Annotated in this window: 22 protein-coding genes and 1 tRNA gene; 8 read left to right on the forward strand and 15 right to left on the reverse strand. The window is 68.1% G+C overall.

From position 1 onward, the window contains the following. From MOX01_RS15715 to MOX01_RS15725, 3 genes are all read right to left on the reverse strand, one after another. A complete protein-coding gene (locus MOX01_RS15715; RefSeq protein ID WP_113681772.1) occupies positions 1–1,281 on the reverse strand; it encodes a hemolysin family protein in 1,281 nt (426 codons plus the stop codon). 94 nt (positions 1,282–1,375) lie between these two features. Further along, on the reverse strand, positions 1,376–2,416 hold the full coding sequence (locus tag MOX01_RS15720; protein ID WP_061015555.1) for a TerC family protein: 1,041 nt from the start codon (positions 2,414–2,416) through the stop codon (positions 1,376–1,378). Positions 2,417–2,650: 234 nt separating this feature from the next. Then, positions 2,651–3,340 carry a GntR family transcriptional regulator gene (locus tag MOX01_RS15725; protein ID WP_230977959.1) on the reverse strand — a complete coding sequence of 230 codons (690 nt, stop codon included), beginning with the start codon at positions 3,338–3,340 and terminating at the stop codon, positions 2,651–2,653. 114 nt (positions 3,341–3,454) lie between these two features. Here MOX01_RS15725 and MOX01_RS15730 point away from each other — a divergent pair, with 114 nt between their 5' ends. Next, a complete protein-coding gene (locus tag MOX01_RS15730; protein WP_061015557.1) occupies positions 3,455–4,417 on the forward strand; it encodes an arsenic resistance protein in 963 nt (320 codons plus the stop codon). A gap of 470 nt (positions 4,418–4,887) precedes the next feature. Here the strand turns inward: MOX01_RS15730 and MOX01_RS15735 are convergent, their stop codons facing one another. From MOX01_RS15735 to MOX01_RS15750, 4 genes are all read right to left on the reverse strand, one after another. After that, on the reverse strand, positions 4,888–5,892 hold the full coding sequence (locus MOX01_RS15735; RefSeq protein WP_141370461.1) for a MerR family transcriptional regulator: 1,005 nt from the start codon (positions 5,890–5,892) through the stop codon (positions 4,888–4,890). Then, positions 5,892–6,566, reverse strand: coding sequence for a HEAT repeat domain-containing protein (locus tag MOX01_RS15740; protein WP_141370463.1), 675 nt, complete (start codon positions 6,564–6,566; stop codon positions 5,892–5,894). The genes MOX01_RS15735 and MOX01_RS15740 overlap by 1 nt, the downstream gene beginning before the upstream one ends. 141 nt (positions 6,567–6,707) lie before the next feature. Then, positions 6,708–7,091, reverse strand: coding sequence for a hypothetical protein (locus MOX01_RS15745; protein ID WP_141370466.1), 384 nt, complete (start codon positions 7,089–7,091; stop codon positions 6,708–6,710). Between the two features lie 425 nt (positions 7,092–7,516). Further along, on the reverse strand, positions 7,517–9,808 hold the full coding sequence (locus MOX01_RS15750) for a CHAT domain-containing protein (RefSeq protein WP_141370467.1): 2,292 nt from the start codon (positions 9,806–9,808) through the stop codon (positions 7,517–7,519). Between the two features lie 317 nt (positions 9,809–10,125). On the opposite strand from MOX01_RS15750, the gene MOX01_RS15755 reads away from it, so the two are divergent. The 3 genes from MOX01_RS15755 (at position 10,126) to hrpB (ending at position 14,948) form a co-directional block, all read left to right on the forward strand. After that, on the forward strand, positions 10,126–10,554 hold the full coding sequence (locus MOX01_RS15755; RefSeq protein ID WP_045264204.1) for a MarR family winged helix-turn-helix transcriptional regulator: 429 nt from the start codon (positions 10,126–10,128) through the stop codon (positions 10,552–10,554). 169 nt (positions 10,555–10,723) lie between these two features. Continuing rightward, on the forward strand, positions 10,724–12,316 hold the full coding sequence (locus MOX01_RS15760) for an SPFH domain-containing protein (RefSeq protein ID WP_046746700.1): 1,593 nt from the start codon (positions 10,724–10,726) through the stop codon (positions 12,314–12,316). Positions 12,317–12,392: 76 nt separating this feature from the next. Beyond that, positions 12,393–14,948, forward strand: a complete 2,556-nt coding sequence (gene hrpB, locus MOX01_RS15765) for an ATP-dependent helicase HrpB (protein ID WP_141370469.1) — start codon at positions 12,393–12,395, stop codon at positions 14,946–14,948. A 20-nt stretch (positions 14,949–14,968) separates the two neighbouring features. Here the strand turns inward: hrpB and MOX01_RS15770 are convergent, their stop codons facing one another. The 5 genes from MOX01_RS15770 to MOX01_RS15790 form a co-directional block, all read right to left on the reverse strand. Further along, complete coding sequence (locus MOX01_RS15770) at positions 14,969–15,703, reverse strand: ABC transporter permease (protein ID WP_141370471.1); 735 nt, start codon at positions 15,701–15,703, stop codon at positions 14,969–14,971. Further along, on the reverse strand, positions 15,700–16,485 hold the full coding sequence (locus tag MOX01_RS15775; RefSeq protein WP_141370473.1) for an ABC transporter ATP-binding protein: 786 nt from the start codon (positions 16,483–16,485) through the stop codon (positions 15,700–15,702). Before MOX01_RS15775 ends, MOX01_RS15770 begins: the two co-directional genes overlap by 4 nt. 100 nt (positions 16,486–16,585) lie before the next feature. After that, positions 16,586–17,182, reverse strand: coding sequence for a TetR/AcrR family transcriptional regulator (locus MOX01_RS15780; protein WP_061016084.1), 597 nt, complete (start codon positions 17,180–17,182; stop codon positions 16,586–16,588). Between the two features lie 42 nt (positions 17,183–17,224). Further along, complete coding sequence (locus tag MOX01_RS15785) at positions 17,225–17,980, reverse strand: AAA family ATPase (protein WP_141370475.1); 756 nt, start codon at positions 17,978–17,980, stop codon at positions 17,225–17,227. 70 nt (positions 17,981–18,050) lie between these two features. Continuing rightward, on the reverse strand, positions 18,051–19,547 hold the full coding sequence (locus MOX01_RS15790) for an L-serine ammonia-lyase, iron-sulfur-dependent, subunit alpha (protein ID WP_141370477.1): 1,497 nt from the start codon (positions 19,545–19,547) through the stop codon (positions 18,051–18,053). Positions 19,548–19,673: 126 nt separating this feature from the next. On the opposite strand from MOX01_RS15790, the gene MOX01_RS15795 reads away from it, so the two are divergent. Then, the gene (locus tag MOX01_RS15795) at positions 19,674–19,970 is read left to right on the forward strand and encodes a hypothetical protein (protein WP_046746705.1); all 297 of its coding nucleotides are present in this window, start codon (positions 19,674–19,676) and stop codon (positions 19,968–19,970) included. An 83-nt stretch (positions 19,971–20,053) separates the two neighbouring features. On the opposite strand, the gene MOX01_RS15800 is transcribed toward MOX01_RS15795, so the two are convergent. Next, the gene (locus MOX01_RS15800) at positions 20,054–21,784 is read right to left on the reverse strand and encodes an L-aspartate oxidase (protein ID WP_046746706.1); all 1,731 of its coding nucleotides are present in this window, start codon (positions 21,782–21,784) and stop codon (positions 20,054–20,056) included. Positions 21,785–21,855: 71 nt separating this feature from the next. Here MOX01_RS15800 and MOX01_RS15805 point away from each other — a divergent pair, with 71 nt between their 5' ends. Next, positions 21,856–22,794: a LysR family transcriptional regulator gene (locus MOX01_RS15805; RefSeq protein WP_046746707.1), complete on the forward strand. Its 939-nt coding sequence runs from the start codon at positions 21,856–21,858 to the stop codon at positions 22,792–22,794. 109 nt (positions 22,795–22,903) lie between these two features. Continuing rightward, complete coding sequence (locus MOX01_RS15810) at positions 22,904–24,253, forward strand: alpha/beta hydrolase (protein WP_141370479.1); 1,350 nt, start codon at positions 22,904–22,906, stop codon at positions 24,251–24,253. Between the two features lie 104 nt (positions 24,254–24,357). On the opposite strand, the gene MOX01_RS15815 is transcribed toward MOX01_RS15810, so the two are convergent. Together MOX01_RS15815 and MOX01_RS15820 are read right to left on the reverse strand one after the other, a co-directional pair. Next, positions 24,358–24,430: transfer RNA gene (locus tag MOX01_RS15815), tRNA-Arg, on the reverse strand. Between the two features lie 64 nt (positions 24,431–24,494). Then, positions 24,495–25,079, reverse strand: a complete 585-nt coding sequence (locus MOX01_RS15820) for a hypothetical protein (RefSeq protein ID WP_058631503.1) — start codon at positions 25,077–25,079, stop codon at positions 24,495–24,497. A 129-nt stretch (positions 25,080–25,208) separates the two neighbouring features. Between MOX01_RS15820 and MOX01_RS15825 the strand changes: the two genes are divergently transcribed. Continuing rightward, positions 25,209–26,048 (forward strand): SDR family NAD(P)-dependent oxidoreductase, encoded by an 840-nt coding sequence (locus tag MOX01_RS15825; protein ID WP_061016091.1) that lies wholly within the window; start codon positions 25,209–25,211, stop codon positions 26,046–26,048. Positions 26,049–26,095 lie beyond the last annotated feature (47 nt).

The following is a 26,095-nucleotide window of genomic DNA, read 5'->3' on the forward strand; positions in this document are numbered from 1 at the left end:
TCAGGCGTCCGACTCCGCGATGGGATCGGTCATGACCCGCACACGCGCGATGCGTCGGCGGTCCATCTCGGCGACCTGGATCGTCGCACCGGGAACCTCCACGGTGTCTCCGACCACGGCGAGGCGTCCCAGCTGCTCGGTCACGAAGCCGGCGATGGTGTCGGACGATCCGCGCGGCATCGCCAACCCGGTCGCCTCTTCGAAGTCCTGCAGGTTGAGTCGCCCGTCGATGCCGTCGTCCGCCGAGATGAACACCTCCGCGTCGTACTCGTCGAAGATCTCGCCGACCACCTCCTCGACGAGGTCTTCGAGGGTGACGAGACCGTCCGTCCCGCCGTACTCGTCGACGACCACCGCGATGTGATGCCCCTCGGCCCTCATGCGGGTCAAGGTCGGCAGCACGCGCGCGGTCGAGGGGATGTAGGGGATGTCGCGCATGAGCGCGCTCAGCGGACGGGTCGGATCGTCGGCGGCAGCCTCGAACAGGTCGCGCACGTGCACGAACCCGGTGATGTCGTCGATCGAGGTCTCCGACACGGGGTAGCGCGAGAACGGCAGGTCGCGCACCTGCGCGATCACCTCTCCGACCCGCGCGGCCTCGTCGAGGGCGACGACCTCGGGGCGCGGCCGCATGACCTCGCTGACCTGGCGTCCGCGCAGGGACAGCACGTCGTCGAGGATACGTCGTTCGTCATCCGGGAGCCCCTGGTGGCTGGCCACGATGTCGCGCACCTCCTCGTCGGTCATCTCGTCGCTGGTCTTGTGCGGATCCCCTCCGAGCAGCCGGACGAGGGCGTTGGTCGAGACCGAGAGCAGCCAGATCACCGGACGCATGATCGTCGCGAACCCGTTGAGGGCTGGCGCGACCGCGTAGGCGAACTGCGCGTTGCGCTGGATCGCGAGACGCTTCGGCACGAGCTCGCCGAGCACCAGCGACAGGTACGCGATCACGAGGGTGAGCACGAGCGTCGCGACGGTCAGCGAGAGGGCGGGCGTCAGCCCCCACGACTCGAGAACCGGTGCCAGGGACGGCGCGATCGACGTCGCACCGTATGCCGCCGAGGCGAAGCCCGCGACGGTCACACCGATCTGCACCGCGGACAGGAAGGTGTTGGGATTGCGAGCGAGGGAGGCGACCTTCGCTCCACGACGACCGCGCTGCCCGATGGCGTTGATCTGACTCTCACGCAGCGTGACCAGCGCCATCTCCGTCGCAGCGAAGACACCGCCGATCAGCACGAACGCGAGGACGAGGGCGATGTTCCAGAGCAGGTCGCCCATCAGCGGGCCGCCTCGTCTGTGGTGGGGTGAGCGCCCGGGACGAACCGGGCGCTCGTACTGTCAGAGTCCGAAGAGTCAGAACAGCGCTGCGCGCTCAAGAATGCTCCTTGTTGTCGGTGGTGTTGTTGGTGTGGGTGGTGGATTCGGTGGACGAGACCTCGTGGCCCGAGGCCGGGACGCGACGGGTCTTGATCAGGCTGGCCACGGTGGCCACGGCGATCGTCGCGCCGATGAAGAGCAGCGAGAACCAGATCGGGATCTCGGGGGCCCACTCGACGCCCTGGCCGCCGTTGATGAACGGAAGCTCGTTGACGTGCAGCGCGTGCAGGACCAGCTTGACGCCGATGAACGCGAGGATGACGGCGAGGCCCTGAGCAAGGTAGACGAGCCGCTCGAGCAGCCCGCCGATCAGGAAGTACAGCTGACGCAGACCCATGAGCGCGAAGGCGTTCGCCGTGAAGACGATGTACGCCTGGTCGGTGAGGCCGTAGATCGCGGGGATCGAGTCGACCGCGAACACGAGGTCGATGAAACCGATCGCGATGATCGTCAGCAGCATCGGAGTGACGAAGCGCTTGCCGTTCTTCACGACGGTGAGGCGGTCGCCGTTGTAGTCCTCGCTCACCGGCAGGTGACGACGCACGAAGGTCATGAACCGCCCGTTGGCCGGGTTGCTCTCGTGGTCGCTGAACGCCTGACGGTAGGCGAGCACGAGCAGCAGAGCGCCGAACAGGTAGAAGATCCAGGAGTAGTTCTCGATGAGCGTCGCGCCGATGGCGATGAAGATTCCGCGCAGGATCAGCGCGATCACGATGCCGATCATCAGCACCTTCTGCTGGTACTTCTTCGGCACGGCGAAGCCGGTCATCACGATGAGGAAGACGAAGAGGTTGTCGATCGACAGCGCCTTCTCCGTGAGGTAGCCGGCGAAGTACTCGCCGCCATACGTCCAGCCGGAGACGACGCCGATACCGACACCGAACAGCAGCGCGAGGCTGATGTAGAAGATCGACCAGCGGGCCGATTCACCGATCGTCGGCTCGTGCGGCGTGCGCACGTGCGCGAAGAACTCGTAGACGAAGAACGCGATCGTGACGGCGATCGTGATGATCCAGATCAGGGGGGTGACGTCCAAATTCGGGCTCCAGACTCGGGGTACGACAGTACCGCCAAAGTCTTCTCCATTCCATGGAACATGGAACCGGTGGCCCGGGATGCGACATGCATCCGTAATGACGACCCCACCGTGTCGGAGTACTCCCCTTGGGTTCCCCCAGATTAGGAGAACACCCTTTGCGCTTCCTGTGGATCTGCCGGGAACGTCCCGCTCCGGGCGAGGAAGGAGCGTCGGCGATCGATGCGGGAGCTGCTAGTCCCCGATCTCGGGCCGGGTGAGCTCCTGCTCCTCGGCGCGATCGATGATCGCGGGGAGCACTTCATCGAAGAACGTCACGAGCACGGCCCGGGTCTCCACGGCATCGCGCTCGAGGATCGCGCTGCGCAGGGAGTCGACGAATCCACCGACACCCTCCCAGTCGAAGGCATCCCTCGCGTGCTGACCGAACCGGCGGATCTGCGGCCCGAGGCGTTCGATGATGACCGCCCGCGAGGCGTTGCCCTCGATGCGCGCGAAGCCCGTCGCCGTGCCTCGCAGCGCGACACCGAAGCCGGCGACGTCGCGCGACTTGATCGCGGCAGACATCTCATCCGCGAGCTCGGCGAGGTACGCGAGATCGTCATCCTGGATGAGCGGCATCACGTGGCGCACCGATCCGATCCAGATGTCTCCGAAGAGGTCGACCGCGTTGCGGACCTGATTGAGGTCGATCGGCGCGACCCGGGTGTAGCGGTTGCGCTGCATCTCGACGAGGCCGTGGTCTGCCAGTCGGTCGAGAGCGTGCCGGATCGGAGTCTTCGAGGTTCCGAGGCGCTCGGCGAGCTCATAGTCACGCAGCCGCTCTCCCGGGCGCAGCTCACCGCTGATGATCGCGTCCTGCAGCCGGTTGTAGGCCTCATCGCTCATCGACCTGCGCTCGAGGGGTCCGCCTGAGAGTGCCACTGCCTTGTCCTCCGCTCGAGCACGCAAATGTAGTAGAGCCTGAAGTTCTACCTACACTGCAATGTATCGCATCCCGCGTAATCGCCGTGAAAAAACAGGGTCTTGGAGGTGGTGATGCGCGAGCTGACGGCATGGGGCGAGCGGCACCAGGTGATGTTGTACCTGACGTCCATCGTCGTCGGCGCCGCGATCGGTCTATGGGCACCTGCAAGTGCTCCGTGGTGGGAGTCTGCGATGACCCCTGCCCTGGGGCTGCTGCTCTACGCGACGTTCCTGAGCGTGCCTTTCTCTCGCGTCGGGCGGGCCTTCACCGACTGGCGCTTCCTCGTCACGCTGCTGATCGTGAACTTCGCCGTCGTGCCGCTCGTGGTGTTCGGCCTGACCAGGTTCGTCGCCACCGACGAAGCCGTGCTCCTCGGTGTACTGCTCGTGCTGCTCACTCCCTGCGTGGACTACGTGATCGTGTTCACCGGCCTCGCCGGTGGCGACCGCGCCCGGCTGCTGGCGGCGACTCCACTGCTCATGCTGGTGCAGATCCTCCTGCTCCCCGTCTATGTCTCCCTCATCATGGGGCCGGGCGTTCTGCGTTCGTTCGATGCCCGCCCTTTCGTCGACGCGTTCCTCCTCCTGATCGTGCTGCCTCTCGGGCTGGCCGCGCTGACGCAGCTGACGGCGAGGAGACACGCGTTCGCTCGGGCCGTCGAGCAGGGATCGGCAGGGGGAATGGTGCCGCTCATGATGCTGACCCTGTCCACCGTCGTCGCCTCGCAGGTGGCGGACCTCGGCGATGCATGGGCAGGCGTGCTCGTGACGGTTCCGCTCTTTCTGGGATTCGCCGTGATCGTCGGGCCGCTCGGAGCCCTGGCGGCACGCGTCGCACGACTCGATGCGCCGGGGCGGCGTGCCGTGGTGTTCAGCGCCGTCACCCGCAACTCGCTCGTGGTGCTGCCGTTGGCACTGGCTCTTCCGAATGCTTTCGCGATCGCCCCGCTCATCGTCGTGACGCAGACGATGGTGGAACTGATCGTCATGGTCGTGATGGTGGCGCTCGTCCCACGCCTGGTCCGGGGCGACTGACCGCTCTCCACCCACAGCCGATATCCCGCCCGTATCGCGTCGCTCGACGTCATCCGCGGCGTGGCCATCATCGGCACCCTCACGAGCAACATCTGGCTGTTCCGCGCGTTCTGCGGCGAACGGGTCATCGACATCTGGTGGGATGACCTGCTGTCGGCCGCCTCGAACGGCAAGTCCCTCGGGCTCCTGCTCCTCGACGGAGTGCTGAACTACATCTTCGTGGTGCAGTTCGACGTGCTCCGGGCCTATGCGATCCTCGGTTTCGTGGTGGCATTCGTGCTGCTGGACCGCTCGAGTACATCTGGGACGTCAGCTTCCGATTCCTCACCCGCAGGCGGTCGATCTCACGAAGGCTGTCAGTCACTGAGACACGACATCCCGAATTCCCGGGTGAGCGGTGCCGAAGTCAATGAGCTTCGGGCCGCTGTGGATACACAACGTTTGCGACGTGCTTCGTCGACGGGTCGCGCTCATGTGGCTCGTCCGGCACGGGCTAGGAGGTGGGCCCGGGCTGTCACCTCGACAGCACTGTCGGCATCACGCGCAAGGAGGCTGAGGGCTGAGTCGGCTTTCTCTCCTGGGATGGTGGCGAGCAGTCCAGCGAGACGTCGGCGTCCGTCGCTTCCCGCCAACTCGATCGCGGCGATTACCTGGTCGACGAGGAGAAGCGTCACCCGTTCGTCGACTGCAAGCGCCTCGATCGCATCTGCTGCCTCAACGTCCAGGTCGCCCGTCGCGACCATCTCCACCAATGCGGGGATCGCCCGTTCATCGCCGTCTGCACCAGCAACGACGTTGGCCCGCACACGCACGACCCCATCCGTGTTCTGAGTCTGACCGGCAACCACCTCCCGTGCGAGAGGCGTCCCTATCTTCAACAACGCTTCCAGTGCACGTCGGGATCGCTGCCGATCAGTCGATGAGAGCGCTTCGGTGAGCGCAGGAACCGCGGCGTCATTCATCCGGGCCACCGACCACACGAGAGCGCCCGCAACGTTTGGATCGTCCTCGCGCAGCGCAAGCTCTACCAGGACTGCAGAGTTGCGTTCGTCCCCCGTGACCAGAGAGAGTGCCAATCGCTGCCGGTCGGACGCGCTGCCAGCATCGAACCTGCGGATGAGCTCAATGACGCGCAGCACGTCCGACCACTGCTGAGGCTCACTCGCCCGCACTTGGTCAAGTCGAGAGAGAAGTTCCGTCGCCGCATCTCTCTGTCTGCGCACACGCTCAGTGATGCGTTCGATGAGTTGGCCAGCCGCAAAGTCGGGGGCTTCGAGGGTCGCGGCGACCTCAGACAGACTGAGGCCGAGTGATCGTAGCCCTTCGACGTAGAAGAGCTTTTCCACGTCCGCATCCGTGTATTGGCGGTAGTCCCCGCCCGTGCGTTCGGTCGGGACGACGAGCCCGATGCGGTCATAGTGACGCAACATCCGAGCGCTGACGCCAGTCCGCCGCGCGACCTCACCAATGAGCACTAGTCGACCTCACCCATTGGCGCAGCACGGAGAGCGACGACCCGTCGCGCCTCCTCGACGGCTGCCTCGAAGCTGTCGTCAGGGTTGGCCATGACGTGCGCGGTGGCAAGAGCGTGAGCCCGAACAGCCGGATCACCGGATTCCGCCGCCGTTCCCACTACTGAGGAGGCAGCGTCTCCGAGCATGGCGATTGCGCGACTGAGACTCCTCTGCAACTCGCGATCACCACGACCGAAGTTTCTTCCCAGCTCGCGGGCCAGCTCGCCGCGCTCTCGCTCGGGAGCGAGTCCCGCCGCGGTGTGCCACGCGGCCTTGGCCACCTCGTCGTCAACATCACGCAATAGGGCGACAGTGATTGCTGGCCAGGCTCGTGAGTCACCGATCTTGGACAGACTGTGCAGCGCCTGGCTACGCGCCTGGGGTGTCGACGACTTAAGTTCACGCAAGAGAAGATCTACGGCGTCGCCGCGGTCGTGTCGCGTAATCGCCCAGGTGAGCATGTCGCGCACGTAGAAATCGGGCTCTACCGCGCACCGCTCGATGAGGATAGGCAGATAGGCCCCATCGGCCTGAATGCCCGCGGTGAGAGCTGCCTGTAGGCGACTAGACGGTTCCTCCGTGCGCAGGGCTTCGCTCAGTCGTGTGGCGCGGATTGTTGTGGTGTCTTCGGTCATCGGGACCACCTCCGTCTCACAACTAACACCCTGTCACGATGACAAGGTCAAGCTCCTTGTGATTTGTGATTTGTGATTTGTGCACAACCCCGTCAGGACCACACCTCCCGCAACGGCTTTCGGTCGACACTGATGGACGTGCTACGAGGCTGTCGCATCTTTCATTCGCCGCAGAGCGACCCCCTGGCTCACCGCGAAAGCCGCCACGTCGACTGCGATGGCGAATGCGGCGAGGCTGAGCACGGCCGTGCCAGAGAGCAGGCCAGTCGCCGCCAACCCCAGGCTGGCGACAACATTGGCGATCATCACCAATTGGGCGCTCGTCCGGACTGATCCACGGCGCGATGCGTACCAAACGTAAGCGCCCCAGGTGACGGTGGCCGCGCCCAGGACGACAAGGACCGGGGCGGGCAAGGCCAACCCTTGCGCGGTGAGTGGGGCGGTGACTGCCACGACGAGGCCGAGCGCAATGCAATAGATCGCGTCGAAACGGAGGCTGAGCTGGGCGAGGCGGTCACCGGTCATGACTCCATTGTGGTTGGCAACCGTGCCAGGATCGACGGCGTTTTCGACGACGGCGCGAAAGGGTGCTGGCGGACCACTGAGTTCTCAAAGGAGAAAGACAAAGTGGCAGAGGCGTCGGAGCGCTTGGGCGCTCTCCGCACGGCCGAACGAGACCGACCCCGCAGTGGACACACCCGCACGAGGAATGCTGGAAAACGAGAGGGGACAGTCTGGTCGCGCCTACGAGTGGGAGGTAGAGGGTCCCCGATGCGTCTGCTCAGCGGAGTCACGGGTGTGATCTACCCAGCGGTGTCACCCGAGTGTCCGATCTCACGGGAGTTGACAGTTCGTGAGAGGAAAGAATCGCGGATTCTCACGCGTGGCGGATCTCAAGACGGCGCTGATTTGTCTCACCAGAGTTGTCAGCAACTGCACGGCAGTCCCTCTCAGTCCTCGACGTGGTTCCGAAATGCCGTCATCTGTCGGCTCGCCGCGATCGTCCTCTCGACCGCGTCGGGGACGCCGAGTGGAAGCAGCATCACGCGCTCATGCAGCTCGAAAGCGGCGACGTCCGCGGTGACGGCGGCCACATCCCGCTGCTGCGTCAAGCCGCAGCGCCACGTTTCGCCCAGAACGCGATCGAGGTGCCACTCCAAGGCGTCCAGTTCGGCGACGTTCGCGAAGTCGTTGCTAGCGAGTCGCCGTGCATGCCACAGCGCAAGGTAGGGATTCCGCTCCTGCGCGAAGACAAAGTGGAACACTGCGGTGAAGACCGCCGCGAACTGATCGCCTACCTTCCAGGCGGGTGCGAGCACCCAGCGGACACCTCGAACCAGCAGCGCTTCAGCGACCGATGCCGACCGCACGCGCAACGGTGCGTGAGCTTTCCCCGCACCCGCGTCGCATCCACTCAGCACCGCCAGCGCTGTGCCTTGCCAGACTCCCTCGCCACCCAGGATGTCGTACGCGGTGACGGGTCCGCCTAGTTCAGCGGAGAGGTGGAGCGCGTTGTCGAACACCTCGCCGTTCCCACGCGCATGTCCGCAGAAATGGAAGACGTCGGCGCCCACTCCCGTCACGTGTTCGCGCGCGGACAGGACCTGGTTCTTCGGGTACCACTTCGAGACGAACGTCGCCTCGAACTCAGCCCAGGGCAGCGAGCCCGAGGGATGAGCGTCCGCGCGATCGACCACGATCCGCGCAGTCGCGGCGTTCGCGTAGCCGTCGCGGCAATGGGTGAGCCGGTCGTCGCCTAACGCCGCGTCCGTCGCGGCGTTGAGCGCCAGCGAGACCGACCTGACGGCGCCCACACCCAGCCGCAACAACACCTCCAGCAAGGGGCTCGACGTGAGTCCCCTGCCGAGCGAGACATATACACGCGTCTTTCCCTTCAACGCGGCAAGGCGCTCCGCGATGTCAGCGGACAGCGAGGCGATCAGTCGCTGTAAGGCGAGCGCTCCATCGCGACACCGCACAGCGCCAACGGCGCGATCGCGCGCATGCCGTTCGAGGAGGCCGAGTGTCTGGGTTGAGAGCGGCACCGTGTACGCGGACTCCATCAGGGCTATGCGAGCGCGGCACTGGAGCCGCCCATCAGGCGTGAGATCGAACAGGGCGAAGGCCTCGTCCTCACCAAGCAGCCGGGCGGGGTCGAACACCGGCATCCGGCGCAGCCGCATCGCATCGGGCAATGAGGCGAACGGGTGGCGATCAAGAGACGCCGCAGACCGCGCCGCCAACTGGCAGCACCGCACGAAAGCCTCAACCTCGGCTTGCGCAACTTCGCCCCATTCCTCCTCGTCGTACGCGATCGCTCGGTGCGGCGCAGAAAGTGACCACAGGTCTCCATGCCTGAGGTAATCGACACGGAAGAAGTCGCCATCGGCGAAGTCGGAGCCGGGAAGCTCCCCATACTCAGGCGCGGACTGCCGTGCAAGGACGTCAGCAATGAGCGTCAGTACGCGCGATAAGCCGCCTTCTGGGAACGAGTATTCCGTCCAGGTCGACTCCTCACACATAGGGTCAAAGCCCGTCGTGCCCCATAACTCGACTCGGGCGGCTCCGACGAGCAGTGTCGACACGGTCGACCGGGCATTGGCAAGCGTCACGGGGATGCCAAAGATCGCGCTCTCCTCGCCGGGGGTCAGGAATCCGATTTCCAATCGCGATCCGGGCTCGACGCGCAGGATCCCCGCCGCGATGTCATCTGCAGAGAAGGAACCGCCGAAGAGGGCATAGTCTCGGTGATCCGCTGCGATCAGCATCTGCGGCACGAAGCCGGCGCTGACGACGTCTCCTGCCTCACCACGTCGCGCCATCCCGACGACGGCGTCGACGTTGCTGGCAGCCTTCACGCCCCTCGGCAGCTCGTTCAGTCTTTCGGCGACAACGGCAAGCACGTCCGCCGAGGGCTCACGCGCCCGATCCAGCCACGGGACGACGCGGGCGCGCCACTCCGGGACCTCTGCCAGCGCGGCGTCCGCTCCGCCGAGGATCTGCTTGGCATCGGCCGGGAAATGTGCAACATCGACAAGGTCGGGCGGCCGCTGTCCCCGCATCCGCCCTGCGAGGTCGACGGGGTCATCATCGAGTCCCGCCGCCGAGCGGACCGCTGCGGCAACCTGTTCATCGAGCGCGAACAGATGACAGATGCTGGCGACGGTCTCCGCGTGCACCTCTTTGAGCGTCGAGACACCATACATTCGCCGAAGGCGCGATTCCGACTTTGGGATTCCCATCCCCCGATACTGGGCCACCGCGCACAGTGACGGCGATGCATGCGCGCCCCGCGGCACCCATGGGGACCCCCGTGCGACGCTCCACAGGTAGATGAGATTTCTACAGATCCGGTGAGACAGGACAAACCCGAGGCCTCGCGGAACTTTCCGTGATCAAACCGTTGCATTCGTTACCTCGCCGTTATACAGTGATCGCACGGTGAATGTTTGCTGTGGCATCCACCGCATGTGATTGCAGGACACTCTTGGTGCAAGGGACAAGGGCCGGTCGGGAGCCTCTCCGACCGGCCCTTTACTGTTCGCACTATTCTGTGAGGATGACCGATCGCAAGCTCGCCCTGGAGGCCTGGGAGAGCCTGTTCCGCGCGCAGCACGAGCTGTTCACCGAGATGATGGGCGACTTCGAGCACAGCGATATCGCGCAGGCCGAGTACGACGTGCTGCTCACCGTCACCCGCTCCCCCGACCTCACAGCGCGGCTGCGGGACATCACGGCGAATATGCTCATCAGCCAACCCAGCGTCTCGCGACTGGTCGACCGCATGGTCGCGCGCGGTCTCGTGGCGAAGTGCCCCGACCCCGACGACGGTCGCGGCGCACTGATCCGCGCAACCGACGAGGGGGCACGGGCCTTCCGCTCGCTCGCCACTGTGCACGGACGCTCGATCGCCGAGCGCATGTCCCGCCTCGACGACGACGAGCTCCGCGCCCTGCGCGACCTCGCGGAGAAGCTCCGCAAGGGCTGACGTCCGACTCTCCTCCACAGCTTCTCTGGGGAGGATGAGTTCCCCATGGGGCACGGGAGATGACGTCCGCCGCGGCGACGCCGGGCGCTTTTCTGGCAGGGTGGGGGCGAAGGCGCGCATTACGGCGCGTCCGAGACCGCCCCCTCGGGGGGAACCAGGGAGGTCATCCATGGAGATCGCCGGAATCGTCGGCATCCTCGTCATCGTCGGAATCGCCGTCGTCGTCGCCGTCGTCCTACTGCTCGTCCTGCTGCTGTTCGCGCGCAGCTGGATCAAGGTCGCTCGCGCCGACGAGGCACTCGTCATCTCGGGACGCAAGCAGAAGGTGCAGACGGCAGTGCTCTCGGCCGACGGCTCGAGCAGGTCCGAGATGTCGGAGTCGCCGGTCACCGTGATCGTGAACGGCAAGTCGCTCGTGAACCCGATCACGCAGCGTCACGAGATCATCTCGCTGCGTTCACGTCAGGTCTCCCTGAACGCCGAAGCGCAGTCGCTCGACAGCGTGACCCTGAACGTCGACGGTGTCGCGATCGTGAAGATCGGATCCGACCCGATCCTGGTCCGCCGCGCAGCCGAGCGATTCGCCTCGCAGGACAAGGCCATCGAGCAGTTCACCACCGAGCAGCTCGAAGGTGCGCTCCGCGGCATCGTCGCCACCCTGTCGGTCGTCGAGTTGATGCGCGAGCGCAAGAAGTTCTCGGACCAGATCGCGGCAGACGTCTCGCAGGAGCTCGCCGAGCAGGGGCTGATCCTCGACTCGTTCCAGATCAAGGGCATCACCGACAAAGTCGGCTACATCCAGTCGCTCGGCGCCCCCGAGATCCAGGCGAAGCGCCAGTCCGCCGAGATCTCGCAGACCAACGCCGACCGCGCGATCAACCAGAAGAACATCGCCAACCAGGAAGCGAACCTGATCGAGCAGACCGCGCTCGACACCAACACCGCCAACGCGGACTCCGGCATCGGCCGGGCGCGCGCCGAAGCCGAGCAGGCCGAGGCACTCGCCCGCGCGCAGGCCGAGCAGGCGGTGCTGCAGCAGCAGGCCGAGAACAAGCAGGCACAGCTCGACGCCGACGTGAAGCGCGTCGCCGACGCCCAGCGCTACGAGGCGGAGACCCGCGCCCAGGCCGAGCTCTACACACGCGAGCGCTCGGCCGAAGCCGCCGCGATCGAGCAGGTCAAGCAGGCCGAGGCCCGCACGCGCATCGCCGAACAGCAGGCCCAGGCCGACAAGGCCCGTGCCGAGGGTGAAGCAGCAGCGGCGATCGCGAAGGCCAGCGGTGAGGCGAACGCCCTCCGAGCCCAGGCCGAGGCCGAAGCAGAAGCCCGCCGCCTCCGCGCCAGCGCCGAGGCCGACGCGATCCGTGCCGAGGGTGACGCCCGTGCGGCAGCCCTGGAGGCGGAGGCCAAGGCCATCGCCTCGAACCAGGACGCATTCCTCTCGCAGCGCGTCCTCGAGGTGCTGCCGTCGATCATGGCCGAGTTCTCGAAGGGCTATGCGGCGATCGGCAACGTGTCGATCATCGGCAGCTCCGGCGAAGACGGCGCATCCACCGTCGTGGGCGCCGACAGCGCCAAGGCACTCGCCTCGGTGTTCGACAGCGTCCACTCGGCTACGGGACTCGACCTGGCCGGCATCATCCAGGGTCAGGCCGTGGGCCGCGGCTTCGGCGCAGGAGTCGCAGAGGCTTCGGCGGCCGCGCCCACGCCGCGCGTCGCGACGCCGACCACGCCACCGCCGCCCGCGCCGCCCGCGGAGTAGTCGGCGCATGACGGCAGATGCCGCGATCGATTCGGTCGCGGCATCCGCCGTTTCTCCGACCGGGCAGACTGGACGGATGACGCGCGCCGCCTTCGACATCGCCACGATCGGCGCCGGCCTGTCGTTCGCCGGCGCCGTCGAGGAGCTCTCCGCCGCCCTCGACACGAGTTCATCCGTGGTGGTGACCGCACCGCCGGGCACGGGCAAGACCACCCTGGTGCCTCCGCTTCTCGCCTCGCGAACCCCCGGGCGGGTGATCGTCACCCAACCGCGCCGGGTGGCCGCACGCGCGGCCGCTCGCCGACTCGCGCAGCTCGACGGCTCGCCTCTCGGCGGGCGCGTGGGATTCACCGTCCGCGGCGAGCGCTCCGCGGGAGCCGACACGAAAGTCGAGTTCGTCACGGCGGGGGTCCTCCTGCGACGGATGCTCGACGACCCGGGACTCGACGGTGTGGGCGCGGTCATCATCGACGAGGTGCACGAGCGCGCCATCGAGACCGACCTCCTCGTCGGTCTGCTCTCCGAGGTGCGCGAGCTGCGGGACGACCTGATGGTCGTGGCGATGTCGGCCACCCTCGACGCCGCCCGGATCGGCGCCGTCATCGGCACCGACGAGTCCCCTGCGCCGGTCGTCGACCACGACGTCCCGGCCTTCCCCCTCACCGAGCGATGGGCTCCGAGTCCCGTGCCCCGCCTCGACGAACGGGGAGTCACCCGGGGGTTCCTCGACCACGTCGCGAGCATCACCGCATCCGCAGCCGCCGAACTGGTCCGCGAAGACCCGGAAGCCGATGTGCTGGTCTTCGCCCCCGGCGCTGGTGAGGTGTCGGAGATCGCGCGACGCCTCCGCTCCCTCAGCGACGCCTTCGACGTGCGCGAGTTGCACGGGCGGATCGCCCCGGCGGAACAGGACGCCGTGATCCGCGGCCGCGCGCCGCGAGAGGTCCCCCGCATCATCGTCACCACCTCCCTGGCCGAGTCATCTCTCACCGTGCCGGGTGTACGGCTGGTCGTGGACACCTGCCTGTCGCGGCAGCCCCAGCGTGACGCGGCCCGTGGCATGACGGGTCTGGTCACCACCGCCGCCTCACGCTCCTCGTGCGTGCAGCGTGCCGGACGCGCCACCCGGCAGGGCCCCGGCGCCGTGATCCGCTGCGTCGACGAGCGCACTTACGCCGCGGCTCCCGCTCGTCCGTCGCCGGAGATCGCCACGGCCGACCTCGCCGACGCCGCCCTCCTCCTCGCCTGCTGGGGCGCACCGGATGGCGCGGGTCTGCGCATGATCGAACCGCTGCGAGCCGACAGCCTCGCCGACGCCGTGGCCGTGCTCCGCGGACTCGGCGCGATCGACGACGACGGTCGCGCCACGGCAGACGGCCGAGTGCTGGCACGTATCCCGACCGACCCGCGACTGGCCAGGGCGCTGCGGGACGGCAGTCCCGTGGTGGGGAACCGACTCGCCGCTGAGGTGGTCGCGCTTCTGAGCGGAGACCAGCGCGTCCCCGACGCCGACGTCGCCCACGCTCTCATCGCACTGCGCGGAAGTCGGACCCCCGACGCTCGCCGTTGGCACGAGGACGCGCGTCGCCTGGAGCGGATGGTCGATCCGACGCCGGACACGCGTTCGGGCCTCGAGGGGGTGGGTCTCGTGATCGCGCTGGCCTTCCCTGACCGTGTCGCCCACCGCGTCGAGCGCTCGGAGTCGGGCGCGACCTTCCTGCTGGCTTCGGGCACCCGGGCCGGGGTCACCGGTCCGCTCGCCGCCGTGGAGTGGCTGGCCGTGGCCGACGTCACCCGGGCCTCATCGCGGGCGGCGGCGGGCTCCGGTGCGGTCATCCGATCGGCGGCGGTGCTGACGGAGGGGCAGATGGAGAGCGCGGCCAGCCACCTGATGACAGACCGCATCGAGGCCGCGTTCGTCGGAGGTCGCGTGCAGGCCCGCCGTGAGCGCCGGATCGGGGCGATCGTTCGCTCATCGGTGCCGGTGCGGGCGGCGGCGTCGGAAGGCCGGGATGCAGTGGAGCGGGCGCTCCGACGCGACGGACTCGGCATGTTCACCTGGTCCGAGAGTGCGGATGCCCTGCGCCGCCGACTCGCGCTGCTGCGACGCGAGCTCGGCGAACCCTGGCCCGACGTGTCGGACTCGGGGCTGCTCGAATCGCTCGACACGTGGCTGGCGACGGAGCTCGATGCCCTCGCGTCCGGCGCCCCCGCCAGCCGGCTGGATCTCACGTCCGCCCTTCGCCGTCTGCTGCCCTGGCCGGAAGCCGCGCACCTGGATACGCTCGCCCCGGAACGGCTCGCCGTGCCCAGCGGGTCCCGGGTGCGCATCACCTACCCGGAGCCCGACGGCGACGCGACCGCACGCCCCGTCGTGGCAGTGAAGCTGCAGGAGTGCTTCGGCTGGGCGGAGACGCCGCGGCTGGTGGACGGACGCGTTCTCGTGCTCTTCCACCTGCTGTCCCCGGCGGGGCGGCCGCTCGCCGTCACAGACGACCTCGCCTCCTTCTGGTCCGGTCCCTACGCCCAGGTGCGCGCCGAGATGCGCGGCCGCTACCCCCGGCACCCGTGGCCCGAGGACCCATGGGCCGCGGCGCCGACCAAGCACACCAAGAACCGCGCCGCTCGCTGACCCGCACCACCGAGCCGGTCTCAGCCAGTTCGCCGCCGCAGTGTGAGGGCGGCAAGCGCCAGGGCGCCGACGGCGAACGCCACGACGATGAGCAGCGGACCGAACACGTCCGCGCCCTCGTCCCCCGCCGCGACCGCGTTGATCGTGTCGATCGCGTAGCTGAGCGGCAGCCAGTCGGAGATGGCGTGCAGCACATCGGGCATCTGGTCTCGGGGCATGAACAGACCGCCGAGGATGATCTGCGGGAACACCAGCAGCGGCATGAACTGCACGGCCTGGAACTCGGTCTGGGCGAACGCGCTCGCCAGCAGCCCCAGCGCCGTGCCCAGCAGAGCATCGACAACCGCGACGAGGCCGAGCTGCCACAGCGGCCCGTCGACGTCGAGGCCGCACACCGCGACCGCGAACGACACCGTGATCACCGCCTGCAGCAGGGCCATCAGCCCGAACGCGAGTGCGTAGCCGAGGATGAAGTCGGCCTTCTCGAGTGGCGTGGTCATCAGCCGTTCGAGCGTGCCGGAACGGCGCTCGCGCAGGGTGGTGATCGATGTGATGAGGAACATCACGATGAACGGGAACAGCGCCAGGATCGCACCGCCGAACTGATCGAACACACCGTCCTGCTCGCTGAACAGCCAGGCGAAGAGACCGACGAGCAGGCTCGGGGCGATGAGCATCAGGCCGATCGACCGCGGGTCGTGCCGCAGCTGCGTGAGCACGCGCCCGGCGGTCGCGAACAGCCGACGTCCGTTCATCCCTCTACCTCCTCATTCCGCTCGTGCGCCTCTCGCCGCGCCCGCCTTGTGGTCGCGGTGCCGGCCGCCCTGTCGCTTTCGATCAGAGCGAGGAACGCGGCTTCGGCGTCGTGCGTGCCGGTGTCGGCAAGCAGCGACGACAGCGTCGTGTCGGCGATGATCCGCCCTTCCCGCATCAGGAGCAGCCGGTCGCAGCGCACAGCCTCGTCCATCACGTGGCTCGAGACGATGAGTGTGACGCCCCGGTCGGCAAGGCGTCGGAACAGGCTCCACAGCTCGGCACGCAGTACAGGGTCGAGGCCGACCGTCGGCTCATCCAGCACGATGAGCTCGGGGGCGCCGATCAACGCGACCGCGAGCGACACCCGCGTCGCCTGGCCGCCGCTCAGCGAATCGACGAGCTGCGCCGCCTGCGCGCCGAGACCGACCTCCTGGATGACCCGGTCGACGTCGCCCTTCGGCGCCTTCAGGAGCGAGGCGAAGTAGGTGAGATTCTGCCGCACGCTGAGATCGCCGTAGACCGAGGCACCCTGCGTGCCGTACGCGACACGATGCCGCAGCTGGCGGGAACCGCCCGGCTCACCGAGAACGGTCACGTCGCCCGACGCGATCCGCTGCACGCCGACGATCGACCGCATGAGCGTGGTCTTGCCGCACCCCGAGGGTCCCAACAGTCCCGTGATCTGGCCGCGGGGCACGGCGAGGTCGATGCCGTCGAACACACGAACGGCCCCGCGCCGCACACGCAGCTGCGTGATCTCGACGGCAGCATTATTCATCATGCGATGAATTATGCGCCTCCCGCTCGACGGCGTCAACGGGTTCTCCAGAGGGCAGCAAGGTGCAGCGCCGTAGAAGGTGCAGAGCAGAAGGAAGTGGAGCTCAGTCGAAGAGGTAGCGCTGCACCGTGGGGCCCAGCCGTGCGACGAGGTCCTCCACCGGGGCGGCAGCGAGCGCCGGGAGCTTCAGCACATATCGGGCGATCAGCATCCCGGCGATCTGCGAGGCGACGAGCGATGCCCTGAGGTCGGCGTCGTCGACGTCGAGGCTCCGCGAGATGCGGGAGAGGAGCTCACGCGAGAGGAATCCTGCCAGCAGCGGTGTCGTCACCCGACTCCCGATCGCGGTGCGGAGGAGCATGACCCCGCGCCGGCGCACCTCGGGCTGCTCGAACGCCTCGAGGACGTATCGGATCAGACGTTCACCGACCTCGTCACGCGGACCCGCGAGGATCCCCGGCACATCGATGTCCGGACGCAGCGGGATGCCCACGGCTTCGGCGAAGAGGTCGGCTTTGGTGCCGAAGTAGTGGTGCACGAGGGCGGAGTCCACCCCGGCCCTCGCGGCGATGGAGCGGATCGTCGCTCCGTCGTAGCCCTTCTCCCCGAAGTCGTCCACGGCGGACGCGATGATGCGCGCCCGCGAGTCCGAGACGCCGCGGGGACGGCCACGCCGCCTGGGGGGCTTGTGCTCGGTCATGCCCGTCAGCCTATGATGCGCGGCGATGGCACGGCGCGCCGGTCAGTCGAGCAGATGACGCAGATAGCGCGTCGGATGCTCGAGGAACGAACGCCAGTGGTTCACGATCTCGAGGTCGTCCCACTCGGCCGGGCGCACACCCCACTCGCCGACCTCGAGGATCTTCGCTCCCGGCAGGGCCGCCAGCACCGGCGAGTGGGTGGCGCACAGCACCTGCCCTCCCTCGTCGGCGATGCGTCGGAGCACGGCGATCAGGGCGAGGGTGGAGTTGAAGGACAACGCGGCCTCCGGCTCGTCGAGGCAGTAGAAGCCCGGCTCGTCGAAACGGCTCTCCAGCAGTGCGAGGAACGACTCGCCGTGGCTCATCTCGTGGAACGGCACATCGGGTGCGCTGGTCGACGGGTTCTCCTCGAGGTAGGTGTAGAAGGAGTGCATCGTCTCTGCACGGAGGAAGAACCCCCAACGGCTCGAGCCCACTCCCCGCTGCAGCCGCAACCACTCGGACAATGGCGATTCGGTCGCCCGCGTGGTGTGTCGAGCCTGCCGGGAACCTCCCTCGGGTGAGAGGCCGTACGCGATCGCGACGCCCTCGACCAGGGTGGACTTGCCGCTGCCGTTCTCGCCGACCAGGAAGGTCACCCCGGGGTCGAGGTCGATCCCCTCACGCAGCACCTGGGCGACCGCGGGGATGTTCGTCGGCCACCCCGTGCCCGTCGTCTGCGCCTCATCGTTCGGACGGACCGCGACGACGGGCTGCTGCCGTCGTCGCCGAGAGGTCGGCTCCCAGAACGCATCCATCGTGATCCCTCCCCGTGTGACGTCTCGGAGAGGCTACCCGCATCCCCCGACAGGGACACGGGAAGGAGCCTCAGCACTCGATGACGTTGACAGCGAGGCCACCCTCGCTCGTCTCCTTGTACTTGGTGGACATGTCGGCCCCCGTCTGACGCATCGTCTCGACGACGGCGTCCAGCGAGACGTAGTGGCTGCCGTCGCCGCGAAGGGCGAGCCGCGCAGCGGTGACGGCGGTCGAGGCGGCGATCGCGTTGCGCTCGATGCAGGGAATCTGCACGAGCCCGCCGATCGGGTCGCATGTGAGACCGAGGTGGTGCTCCATCGCGATCTCGGCCGCGTTCTCGATCTGCCGGTTCGTGCCGCCCATCACCGCGGTGAGGCCGCCGGCCGCCATGGCACAGGCGCTGCCGACCTCGGCCTGGCACCCGCCCTCCGCGCCGGAGATCGACGCGTTGGCTTTGAACAGCGACCCGAGTGCCGTCGCGGTCAGCAGGAAGCGACGGATGCCGCGTCGACGGTTCGCCTCAGCGGTCTGCTCCTCGTCGAGCTCGCTCCCGTCGCTCACCGCACGCACGTCCGACTCGAAACCGAGCAGCGCACTGCCGACCAGCTCGCCGTACGGAGTGACCGCATTGCCCGCCCCGAGCCCCGAGTCGGCAAGGAAACGCCACCAGTACATCGCGACGGCTGGGAGGATGCCTGCGGCTCCATTGGTCGGCGCCGTGACGACGCGACCGCCCGCCGCGTTCTCCTCGTTCACGGCGAGCGCGAAGGCCCCGAGCCATTCCCCGGGAAGCTCGCGATGCCCGTCGGCTTCCACCTCCTCGAGCTGGCCGCGGATCACACCGGCGCGCCGCTTGACCTTGAGAATTCCGGGGAGCGTGCCGTCGGCGTGGAGGCCGGCATCGACACACCCCGACATCGCATCCCAGATCGCATCGAGCCCGGCAGCGACCTCCTCTTCCGAGCGCAGCGATGTCTCGTTCAGTCGCGCCACCTCGGCGATCGACAGTCCGTTCTCGTCGCAGAGGGCGAGCAGCGACGCCGCATCCGCGTAGGAATACGGGAATCCGGCGGTCGCGAGCTTCGCTTCCTCGCCGTCGCGTCGGATGAAGCCTCCGCCGACCGAGTAGTAGGTCTCCTCGGCGAGCACCGCACCCGAGTCGTCCCAGGCGGTGATCGTCATGGCGTTCGGGTGCCCGGGAAGCCGGGTGCGCGGCGCGAACACGATGTCGTCCTTCGCGAAGGGGACGTCGTGGGTGCCGTCGATGCGGATCATGGCCTGCGCGGGCAGATCGGTCCAGGCTGCACGGACGTCGGCAGGATCGCAGGTCTCCGGCGTGAGACCGCGCAGGCCCGCGACGACCGCATCCGGGGTGCCGTGCCCGATACCCGTCGCTCCGAGCGAACCGTAGAGGGTGCTGCCGATCCGGGCGACCTGGGGAAGGATGCCCGTCGCTGTGAGTCGCCGAGCGAAGTCGAGAGCCGCTCGCATCGGTCCGACCGTATGGGAGCTCGATGGCCCCACTCCGATGGAGAAGAGGTCGAAGGCCGAGACGTACGCTGTCACCCCTCCAGGCTACGCCGGATTCACCACTTCGGTTCACCGCGGTTAACTCATCAGCGCGTCAAGCCCCTTCCCGTCCTGCGTGTGCGGAGCCATCCTGTTCAGACCACATCGTCGAAAGGGGTCATCATGACCGACACCACTCCCGACCCGGAGACCACGGACGAGGCCTCCCCCGAATCGCAGACCCCCACGCCCACGCCGTCGTCGGACACGAGCGAGGGCGAGGTCACGACACCCGCCGAGGCGGAATCGCCAGAAGACGCCGACCCGAGCGAGGTTCCGAGCACCGAGGAGCTCGAAGAGCCCAGCACCGAGAAGGCCCCGGGCGAAGAGCCCAAGGCTCCGAAGCGCGATGAGCCCGAGCCCGATCACGAGGCGGTCGGCATCGGCGTGATCGACACGGAAGAGCCGCAGGCCGACTGAGCTCCCGAAGAATCCGGAGCACCACAGAGGCCCCGTCCTGCTGTCATCGGCAGGACGGGGCCTCGGTCGTGAACGCGTCCCCGCTACTCGACGAGCTTGCCCTCGGTGTCGACCTCCCGCATGAGCTCGGCGATCTCAGGCGAGATCTCAGGGATCGCCTCTCGGGTCACACCGTCCTTCGGCGACCACACCAGGTTCACCTGCAGTGTCGGGTCGGTGTCGGGGAAGTCGCTGCGGTTATGGCATCCACGGGTCTCCCGACGTTCCAGCGCCGCCTCGAGGGTGGCGCGTGCAGCGAGCGCCGACGCCTTGAGATCGAACGCGTGCGCGAGGTCCTGGAAACCCGCGATGTCGGGGTGGATGCCGATGTCCTCCATGCGCCCTTCGATCATGTCGAGGTCGGCGAGTCCCGCGCGCAGCCCCTCCTCCGAGCGCACGACTCCGGCGTACTCGGTCATCAGGTTGCGGATCGCGCGCTGCAGCGCGCGGACGTTCTCACGTCCCTCCGCGGCGAGCAGGTCGTCGATCTCCGCACGCGCCTCGGCGACGGCCGTCGCCGACCGACGCTGCGCATCCAGCCCGGCCGCATGCTCCATGGCCGCCTGCCCCACGATCCGCCCGTAGACGAGCAGCTCGATGAGCGAGTTGCCCCCGAGTCGGTTGGCGCCGTGCAGTCCGCTGGAGGCCTCGCCGATCGCGTAGAGGCCGTCGACATCGGTCTGGTGGTCTTCCGGCCGCACCCACACACCGCCCATCGAATAGTGCGCGGTCGGTGCGATCTCGATCGGGTCGGTGGTGATGTCGAGCATCTGCAGCTCCATCATCGTCTGATAGACGCGTGGCAGGCGGGTCATGATCGTCTCGCGCGGCAGGTGCGACACGTCGAGCCAGACGCCACCGTTCTCGGTGCCGCGACCTTCCTGGATCTCGGTGTACGCCGCGAGCGCGACGCGGTCCCGCGTCGACAGCTCCATCCGCTCGGGGTCGTATTTCGCCATGAACCGCTCACCGAGCGCGTTGCGCAGGATGCCGCCCTCGCCGCGAGCCGCCTCGGAGATCAGGGTTCCCGCCGCGCTCTCCGGCTCGATGATGCCGGACGGGTGGAACTGGACGAGCTCGGGGTCGCGCAGGCGAGCTCCCGCGTCGACCGCCAGGCGGAAGGAGTCGCCCGTGTTCTCGTCACGGCGGGAAGAGGTGCGGCGCCAGATGCGGTTGTGTCCGCCCGCGGCGAGGATCACGGCATCCGCGTGGATGAGGTAGCGGGTGCCGTCGGCCTGGTCGAAGCCGTAGGCCCCGAACACGACGTTGTCGCGCACCAGGAGGCGGGTGATGTAGACGTGGTCGAGGATCGGCACGTCGAGCTGCTCGGCCTTGCGCACGAGGGTGCGCTGGATCTCGAGCCCCGTGTAGTCGCCGGCGAATGCCGTACGGCGGAAGGTGTGAGCGCCGAAGAACCGCTGTGAGATGCGGCCGTCGTCTTCACGCGCGAAGTCCATGCCCCAGCGCTCGAGGTCGCGGATGCCCCGCTCGGCGCCCTGAGTGACGATCTCGACCGTGTGCGGGTTGGCGAGGAGGTAGCTCTCCTTGATGGTGTCGGCCGCGTGCTGCTGCCAGCTGTCCTCCGCGTCCATCGTGCCGAGCGCGGCGTTGATGCCGCCGGCGGCGAGGGAGGTGTGCGCGTCCTGCCGCGGCCGTTTGCCCACGGCGAGCACGTCGACGCCGTGTTCGGCGATCTCGATCGCTGCCCGGAGACCCGAGCCTCCGGTGCCGATGACGAGGACGGTGGTGGATATCTGACGTTCGCGCGTAGCCATGCGGTCCACGGTAGTTAGGGGATCCTAATAACTCCAATGCATAGTTCGACTTGAAACGATGCGGGTAGGCTATGGCCATGAACCTCGAGCAGCTCCGCGGGTTCGTCGAGGTCGCGCGTCTCGGACACTTCACCCGCGCCTCCGAGCACCTGCACCTGGCACAGCCGTCTTTGAGCCGGCAGATCTCGACGCTGGAGCGCGAACTCGGCGCCGAGTTGTTCCATCGTGCGCGCGGCCACATCGCCCTCACGGCCGCCGGCGAGACGCTGCTGCCGCGTGCGCAGCGCATGCTGGCGGAGGCCGACGCCATCCGCGACGAGATGGGCGAACTCGCCGGGCTCCGACGGGGACGCGTGCGCCTCGGCGCCCCTCCCACCCTTTGCATCAGCCTCGTCGCCGAGGCGATCCGCTCCTTCCATGCCGCGCACCCGGGCGTCGACCTGCATCTCACCGAAAGCGGATCTCGCCGCCTCGTCGAGGAGCTCGCCGTCGGCGCCGTCGACATCGCACTCATCACGGAATCCGACGGCCCTCCACCCTCGGGGTTCAGCCTCACGCGGATGCCGCTGCTCACCGAGGAACTCGTCGTCGTCTCGGCCGCGACCGAGCCGCCCGTATCGAGCTCGGCATCCATGACGCTGCTCCACCTCGCGTCCCTCCCCCTGATCGCACTCGACGAGACCTACGAGCTTCGAGCCACGACCGATGCGGCCTTCCGCGCCGAGGGCCTCAGGCCCACCCATGTGCTCGAAGGCGCCGAGATGGACGCGGTGCTGCGTTTCGTCGAGCGCGGTGTCGGCGTCGCGGTCGTGCCGGCGATGGTGCTCCTCGATCGCCCCGCCCTGCGGTCGGTCCGGTTGACGCACCCCATGATGACCCGCACGGTGAGCCTCGCCCACCGTGCGGATGTGACGCCGGCCGTCGCCGTCGCCGCGATCCGCGACGTGATCGTCGCGACCGCCGCCGAGGTGGCCGACCGCGACCCGGCGATCACGAGCCTGCTCACCTGACGACGAAGGGATCATCCGCAAGGATGAGCCCGCTCGCTCCCGAGGATGACGCCCCGCAGAGATCTCCCGACGTAGCGTTGTGGCTCCACCCACTCGATGGAGGAGTGCCATGCCCTGGCTGGACATCGCCGCGACCGCCGGAGTCCTGGCGACTCTCGTCATCGGCATCGCCGCACGGCGCCGCCCGCCGACCGCGACCTGGATCGTCGCAGTCGCTACCGCGCTCACGCTCATCGTCGCCTTCCTGGTCGAAGGAGCACGCTGGCAGCTGTTCCTGCTCGCCGGCCTGGCGGCCCTCGTCGCCGGCACGGTGATCTGGGCGCGATCGGGACGCCTCCGCGGTCTCGCGTCCGCGACGGGCGTGGTGCTCGCCATCGGTCTGGTCGGCACCGGCGTCGCGGCATGGGGCCTGCCGCCCGTCTACGTGCCTGCACCGACCGGGCCTCACGCCGTCGGTATCACCACGACGGTCTGGACGGATGCGACACGCGACGCCCGCGGAGGCGACGGCGACGGCGACGGAGACGGCGAGCGACGCTCGATCCCGGCGACGATCTGGTACCCCGCCGAGGCGTCGGAGGACTCCGTGGCTTTCCTGCCGCAGCGGGAACGTGTCGACACCCTCACGCGAGCCCTCGCCGACCAGTACGGGATGCCGTCCCTCGTCTTCGACGGACTCGCGGCGGCGCGCGCGAACGCCGGCGGGGATGCGGATCCCGAGGCCGGGAGCTTCCCGGTCGTGATCGCCTCTCCCGGCAGCCAGAGCACGCGCTGGTTCGCGACGTCGTGGGCGGAGGAGGTCGCCAGTCACGGAGTCATCGTGATCGCCCTGGACCACCCGTACGACTCGGCAGCAGCCGAACTCGCCGACGGCACGACCGCCTTCGGCGAACTCGTCTCCACCGGCGACGACGCGCGCGACCAGGCTGCCGCCGACCACGCGGCCGCGGTCCGCGCAGCCGACATCATCGCCGTCGTCGACGTACTCGTCGACGGAAGCTCCCCGATCGCTGCTCTCGGCGCCGTCGACCCGGAGCGGATCGTCACAGCCGGCCACTCTCTGGGAGGTGCCGCAGCCATCGAGGCGGCGCGGCTCGACGACAGGATCAGCGGGACGATCGACATCGACGGCATGCCCCGTTCTCCGCAGGGGACGACCCTCGGCCGACCGGCTGTGTTCCTGATCGCCGGCGATGCGGACCCGAATCCCGCGTACGACGCCACTGTCGAGACCCTCCTCTCCGACGGCACCGGCGCACGTCTCACGTTCGACGGTGTCGCCCACCTCGGGCTCGTCGATGCGGGGCTCCTCCTCGCTCCGATTCCCGGGGTGACGGGGACGCACGGCCCCGGCGGCCCGCGCCTCGTCGCGCAGGCGACGTTGGTCCTCATCGATGCCGTATCGGCAGACAAACCGCTCGACCTTCGCGCTCTCGCGGCCCTCGGCGACGTCGGATGACTTGAGAGGTCCGACTCGGCACATCGCCGGTGAGCGGACCGTCGGAGAATGCAGAAACGGCCTCCACCGGAGTGGAAGCCGTTTCTCACTGTCTCAACACAGTGTGCGCCCGAAGGGACTCGAACCCCTAACCTTCTGATCCGTAGTCAGATGCTCTATCCATTGAGCTACGGGCGCCCGGCCCGCTCAGCGGGCCGTAGAACAGCCTACAACAGTCCCGACGCGAAAGCGAAACGAGGCCTCAGTCGTCGGCCGATGCGGCCTTCTGCTGCTTCTTCCGTCTCTTGGCCTTGGCTCTCTGCTCCGAGGAGAGCGCCTGCAGGTCGACGAGCCGAAGGGCCTGCATCCGGGCCTCGCGCATGCGGTTGTAGTCGGGATCCTGGTCGGGGCGCATCCCCTCGACACGCAGTCGACGGTCGAGGTTGTGGCGCACGTCGGCCCAGGCCGCGCTCCTCGCCTCCTCGACGATGGCGGCGAGCTGCTCCCGGTCCTGCATGATCTCGCGCAGACGCACGGCGACGCCGGTGGACTGCTTGGCCCGACGGCGGAGGTTGCGCACATCGCGATCGCGGTAGTCGTGCGTCCCCACCGGATCGGAATGGCGGCCCCTCGCCCGCTTGCGCAGGGCGGTGACGGTGGCCGCGGCTTCTTCCGACTCCTCTGCCATGGCACGGAGCGCCTCACGCGCGTCGTCGATGTACTTGTCCATGTCGAACACGCCGTCCTCGGCGATGGTGCCGATGAGGATGTGGTTCTTGACGGCCAGGCGCGCGGCAGCGGTCGCGATCGCGACGCCTTCGGCGATGGCATCCGCTGTCCGTCCCACCGGTACCTCCTCTCCTTGAGCGTACCGGTATCGATGCGGCCCGGTGTCGGCCAGAATGGTCGGAATCAGCATGCCCCACCCATCCGACATCCGCGGGTTCGCGCCCCGATCACGCCCTGCAGGAGACGCATGAAACACCTCGACCTCACCGGGGGCACCACCGTGATCACCGGAGGCGCCAACGGGATGGGCGCGGAGATCGCACGCCGGCTCGCTGCCCGAGGAACATCTCTCGCGCTGGTCGACCACGACACCGCGGCTCTCGCGAGGATCGCCGAGGAGCTGCACGACGCACGCGTGACCACGCACGTCGTCGACCTCCGCGACGACGACGCCGTCTTCGCCGCCGTCAGGGACATCACCGCGTCGCACCCGCGGATCAATGCGCTGATCACGTGCGCCGGCTCCTCCATGCTCGGCGACATCGACCAGCTGACGATGGAGGAGATGCGCTGGCTCACCGACGTAAACCTCTGGGGCACCGTGTCCGTCACCAAAGCGCTCCTCCCCGCGCTCCGTGCCGCCCCTGCCGCCCACATCACCCATCTGGCGAGCGTCTACGCCCTCGCCGCCCCCGCCGGACGGATCCCCTACGCGGTGAGCAAATTCGCCGTCCGCGCCTTCTCGGAAGCACTGCGGCACGAGCTGGAGGGCACCTCTGTGACCGTCGGCGCCGTGTACCCGGCAGGGGTGCGCACCGGGATCATCCTGCACGGCCGCTATGCCGCGGCGATCGACCCGAAGGTCGCCGCCCGCGCCGCCGCCGCCCAGGCGGAGATGTACCACACCGAGCCCGCAGACGCGGCGGCGCGGATCATCCGCGCGACCGAACGACGGGCTGCACGGACCATGGTCGGCCGCGAGGCGCGCCTGATCGATGTGCTCACCCGTATCGCGCCGGCGTCGTACTGGCGTGTGATGCGGCGGCCGCTGCGCGAGGCGATCGACACCACGACGCCGATATCCTGACGCCGATATCCTGACGCGGATGTCCTGACGACGCTGAGGCGCACCGC

The organism is Microbacterium oxydans (genome assembly GCF_006540085.1).
GTDB lineage: Bacteria > Actinomycetota > Actinomycetes > Actinomycetales > Microbacteriaceae > Microbacterium > Microbacterium oxydans.

Coding starts and splice junctions, on each gene's coding strand:
- MOX01_RS15715 (WP_113681772.1), bottom strand. CDS start 1,281: ATGGGCGACCTGCTCTGGAACATCGCCCTCGTCCTCGCGTTCGTGCTG.
- MOX01_RS15730 (WP_061015557.1), top strand. CDS start 3,455: ATGCGCGAGCTGACGGCATGGGGCGAGCGGCACCAGGTGATGTTGTAC.
- MOX01_RS15740 (WP_141370463.1), bottom strand. CDS start 6,566: ATGACCGAAGACACCACAACAATCCGCGCCACACGACTGAGCGAAGCC.
- MOX01_RS15745 (WP_141370466.1), bottom strand. CDS start 7,091: ATGACCGGTGACCGCCTCGCCCAGCTCAGCCTCCGTTTCGACGCGATC.
- MOX01_RS15750 (WP_141370467.1), bottom strand. CDS start 9,808: ATGGGAATCCCAAAGTCGGAATCGCGCCTTCGGCGAATGTATGGTGTC.
- MOX01_RS15755 (WP_045264204.1), top strand. CDS start 10,126: ATGACCGATCGCAAGCTCGCCCTGGAGGCCTGGGAGAGCCTGTTCCGC.
- MOX01_RS15760 (WP_046746700.1), top strand. CDS start 10,724: ATGGAGATCGCCGGAATCGTCGGCATCCTCGTCATCGTCGGAATCGCC.
- hrpB (WP_141370469.1), top strand. CDS start 12,393: ATGACGCGCGCCGCCTTCGACATCGCCACGATCGGCGCCGGCCTGTCG.
- MOX01_RS15770 (WP_141370471.1), bottom strand. CDS start 15,703: ATGAACGGACGTCGGCTGTTCGCGACCGCCGGGCGCGTGCTCACGCAG.
- MOX01_RS15775 (WP_141370473.1), bottom strand. CDS start 16,485: ATGATGAATAATGCTGCCGTCGAGATCACGCAGCTGCGTGTGCGGCGC.
- MOX01_RS15780 (WP_061016084.1), bottom strand. CDS start 17,182: ATGACCGAGCACAAGCCCCCCAGGCGGCGTGGCCGTCCCCGCGGCGTC.
- MOX01_RS15785 (WP_141370475.1), bottom strand. CDS start 17,980: ATGGATGCGTTCTGGGAGCCGACCTCTCGGCGACGACGGCAGCAGCCC.
- MOX01_RS15795 (WP_046746705.1), top strand. CDS start 19,674: ATGACCGACACCACTCCCGACCCGGAGACCACGGACGAGGCCTCCCCC.
- MOX01_RS15800 (WP_046746706.1), bottom strand. CDS start 21,784: ATGGCTACGCGCGAACGTCAGATATCCACCACCGTCCTCGTCATCGGC.
- MOX01_RS15805 (WP_046746707.1), top strand. CDS start 21,856: ATGGCCATGAACCTCGAGCAGCTCCGCGGGTTCGTCGAGGTCGCGCGT.
- MOX01_RS15810 (WP_141370479.1), top strand. CDS start 22,904: ATGCCCTGGCTGGACATCGCCGCGACCGCCGGAGTCCTGGCGACTCTC.
- MOX01_RS15825 (WP_061016091.1), top strand. CDS start 25,209: ATGAAACACCTCGACCTCACCGGGGGCACCACCGTGATCACCGGAGGC.